The sequence below is a fragment of the Streptomyces beihaiensis genome, from assembly GCF_026274175.1.
In the GTDB taxonomy this organism is placed as follows: domain Bacteria; phylum Actinomycetota; class Actinomycetes; order Streptomycetales; family Streptomycetaceae; genus Streptomyces; species Streptomyces beihaiensis.
On record NZ_JAPHNL010000160.1, the window covers coordinates 1 to 3,829 of the forward strand.

General features: G+C 74.3%; 3 protein-coding genes. All 3 read right to left on the reverse strand.

Going from position 1 to position 3,829, the window contains the following annotated elements; translation table 11 throughout:
• Positions 1–92: 92 nt before the first annotated feature.
• On the reverse strand, positions 93–1,664 hold the full coding sequence (locus OFY01_RS15580) for an MFS transporter (protein ID WP_266600284.1): 1,572 nt from the start codon (positions 1,662–1,664) through the stop codon (positions 93–95).
• Between the two features lies 1 nt (position 1,665).
• Positions 1,666–3,078, reverse strand: coding sequence for an alpha/beta hydrolase (locus OFY01_RS15585; RefSeq protein WP_266600286.1), 1,413 nt, complete (start codon positions 3,076–3,078; stop codon positions 1,666–1,668).
• 150 nt (positions 3,079–3,228) lie between these two features.
• The gene (locus OFY01_RS15590) at positions 3,229–3,738 is read right to left on the reverse strand and encodes a DinB family protein (RefSeq protein ID WP_266600288.1); all 510 of its coding nucleotides are present in this window, start codon (positions 3,736–3,738) and stop codon (positions 3,229–3,231) included.
• Positions 3,739–3,829: the final 91 nt, after the last annotated feature.

Sequence of the window (3,829 nt, forward strand, 5' to 3'; positions counted from 1 at the left end):
CCGGCGGTCGACGTAGCGGCACGCGGCATCTCGCGCGCGCTGGGCCGACCGCCCAGGTGAGTCGGCCCAGCGAAACCCCCAAGCCCCCGCGCTCAAGCCCCCGCGCTCTGATCGGCCGTCCCGCCGCCCGACCGCAGCACGGCCACGACGAGCGCCGCCGCGACGGCCGCGGCCGCGCCGCACACCACGTAGCCGATGGCGTAACCGTGTCCCAGCGCCTCGAACGCGTACGGCGTCGCCACGCCGGGAGGCGACTGCGGCGGCACCGAGTTGAGCGCCAGCGGGCCGCCCTCCGCGAGTACGTGACCGGCCGCCGCCTCGGCGTCGGGCGCCAGGTGGGCGGTGCCCAGCGAAGCCCGCACTCGCGACGCGGCCTGCCCGAGCGCCACGGCCCCGATGACGGCGGGACCGAGCGTGAAGCCGAAGTCGCGCAGGAGGTTGGTGGTGGCGCTGGCCATCCCGGCCAGATGGGCGGGAGCGGCCGTCACGGCGGTGGCGGTGAGCGACGAGACGGTGAACGCGAACCCGACACCGACCAGGCCCAACGGCAGAATCAGCGAGGGCAGCGCCCGGTCGGACACGTCCAGGGTGGCGGCGACGAGGTCCCCCGCCGCCATGAGCGCCAGCCCTCCGGCGAGCAGCATCCGGGGCGCGAGCCGGTTGAGGAGCCGCGCGGTCAGGGGGGTCATTACCGGCGTCAGCCCGTTGAGCAGCAGGAACGCGAAGGCCGTACGCAGCGGGCTCTGATGCTGGATCGGCCCCAGCCGGATGCTGGTCGCGTACGCGGTGCCGAGGAACGCGAACATGCCCACCACGGCCACCACCGACGCCACCGCGAACGACCGATCCGCGAAGAGGCCGAGCCGCAGCAGCGGTGACCGCGCCCGCCGTTCGGCCGCGACGAACAGACCGAGGAACACGGCGGCCACGACGAACGCCACGACGACCCCGGCCGAGCCCCACCCGTCCTCCGGGCCCTGGATCACCCCGTACAGCAGCGCGAAGGCGCCGACCCCGATGGTGATCTGCCCGCCGACGTCGAGCGAACGGCCTTCGGGCGAGGAGGAGTTGCGGGCGAGGAGGAAGGTCACGACGGCACTGACCACACCCAGCCCGGCGACCACCACGAACGCGGCCCGCCACGACCCGTACGTCCCGGTCACCCCGCCGAGCAGCGGCGCGAGGAACCCGCCCGCCGACAGGCTCGACGCCCACAGCGCGATGGACCGGGTCCGCCGGGCCGCGGTGTCGCAAGCGGCGGCCACCATCGCCAGCGAGGTGGGAAACAGCGCGGCCGCACCGAGCCCGGCGAGCGCCTGCCCCGCCCACAGCTGATGAACACCGGAACTCGCGGCGGCGACGGCCTCACCGGCGGCCAGCAGCACCGCCCCGCCCACCAGCAGCCGCTTGCGCCCGAAGAGATCACCGAGCACCCCGAAGGTCAGCTCGAGAACGGTGACCGGGAGCAGAAACGCGTCCGATATCCAGGTGAGTTGGGAGCCGACCGGATGCAGGTCCTGCTGGAAGAGGCCGTTGAGGGTGGCGGGCACGGCGATCCCGATCTGCGCAAGGCAGACGGCAAGACACCCGGCGACGAGCGTGCCGACGGCGAACGAGCCGGGCGTGGCGCGCGACGCGGCGGGTGCGGACACGGAGGCAGACATGTCACAGCCCCCTTCGGCGGTCGCTCGGAGCGGGAGCCGCGCCGTTCAACTCGCCCGGCCGGAAGGGCACATAAGCGGCACCGCCCATGCCGAGGCCGAGCGCCGCACGCTCAAGGGCCCGCGGCGTCGCCGACCCGTCCCAGTGCCCGACCGTGACCCGCCGGTCGACCGCGTGCACGGCGGCGACGATCTCCGCGGCGGTGAACGCGCAGTGCCCGGTCCTGGCCACGTACGCCTGTCGCAGCGACCCGCCGTCGCCCGCCGCGCGCACCCGCCGCCCGAACGCGTTCTCCTGCTGCGCGGGCACGAGGTTGTCGGCCGTGGTGTGCACGTCGAGCAGCGGCACGCCGAGCCCCTGCCCGGCCGTGGAGGTGCGCTCCATGGCGGCGACGGCGTCCGGGTCGGCGGCGATCCGCGGCCCGGAGGCGAGCACGGAGAGGTCGGCGCGGAGATCGATCCCGGCCGCCCGGTACAACGCCCTTACCTCCGGGGCGTGTTCGGAGGCATGCAGCAGCGCGGTGTAGTCGGTCCCGACGTTCCCCGAGTTGTTGCCGCCCGCGGACCGCTCGATGGCGTACCGCCCGCCCTCGATGAACGAGAGCAGCCCTTGCGCCAGCCACCGGTACTGCTGCTCCTCCTGCCCGGCCGCGTCGCCGTGGGCGGGCGGCCGGGCGCCGGACGACCAGGCGGGGAGGTTGAGATAGGCGGCGGCGAGCGCGATCCGGGCGCGCCCCGCCGGGGTGCGCTGCGCGGCGGTGACGGCGGAGGTGAGGCGGGCGGCGGTGGCGGACGCCTCGGTGGCGTCGCTGAACTGAGTGAGCCTGACCCGCTCGCCCGGCAGCAGCAGCCGGGCCAGCGTGTACTCGGCGTTGAGCTGGTAGTTCTCCAGGTCGTTTCCGCCCGCGACGAGCCCGCACAGGCCGAGGGCGCCATCGACACGCCCCGCCCCGTCGCGCGCGATCTCCGCGTTGACCAGACCGCCCATCGACTGTCCGACCGCGAGGGTGCGGGACGGCCGGGCGACGGCGGCACGGAAGGCGTCGAGCGTGGCGAACTGGTCCCGTTCGGCGCTGTCGAGCGCCCAGGTGGAGCCGTGCGGGTCGTACGACGATCCGGCGAGCGCGTACCCCTCGGCGAGGAGCCGCTTCTTGACGGCGGGCTGGGGGGCGTCCTCGGGGACGGTGGGCCCGAAGCCGTGCGAGAACAGGACGAGCGTGCCGTTCCAGCCGTCCGGCACGTCCGCGATCCAGGTAGCGCCGTCGGGGAGCGTACCGGTGAGGTGGCGAGCGGCGGCTCCGGCGTCCGTGGTGGCGCCGGTGCCCGCGGCGATGGCGGGAGGGGCGGTGCAGGCGAGAACGGTGGCCGTGGCGAGGGCGGCCAGGGCGCGGGGGAGTCGGGGCAGGGCTGTGGGCATGGGAGCACTCCGAATCCTTGGGGGCTCAGGGTGCGTGGAATGTATTTCTCAATAATTGTCAACGTCAATCATTGAGGATGCGGCAACTTCAAACCCTTCCACCCGGCGGAAGCCGGTGCCTGCCGCCGGGGGCGGGCGGCAGGCACCGGCTCAAGCGCCCACGACCCCGTCCACACCCTCGCGCAGCAGGTCCGCGTGCCCGTTGTGGCGCCCGTACTCGAGCAGCACGTGCACCATCACCATCCGCAGCGACACGTCCTCGCCCCAGCGCGGCTGGTGCCCCACGGCGTCCAGCGACGCGGCCGCCCGCTCGATCCGGCGCGAGTGCTCGACCTCGGCCTCCCAGGCCGCGAACGCCTCGGCGCGGGTCGAGGCGTTCGCGTCGTACGCCGCCTGGAAGTCCGTCTCGTGCGACCAGACCAGCGGCACGTCGTGGTCCTCGAACACGCGCCGGAACCAGGCCCGTTCGACCTCCGCCATGTGCCGTACGAGCCCGAGCAGCGACAGCGCCGACGGCGGCATGGACCGCTGCCGCAACTCGTCGTCCGTCAGGTCTTCGCACTTCATGGCGAGCGTGGCCCGGTGGTAGTCGAGGAAGGCGCGCAGCGTTTCGCGTTCGCCACCGAGGTGGGGCGGGCCCGTGCGGGGGTCGGTGGTCACGTGGGTGCTCCTTGGACTGGTCGGCTCACTCGCCGCGGGGGCGCGGGGGTGCGGGGGTGCGGGGGTGCGGGGGTGCGGGGGTGCGGGGGTG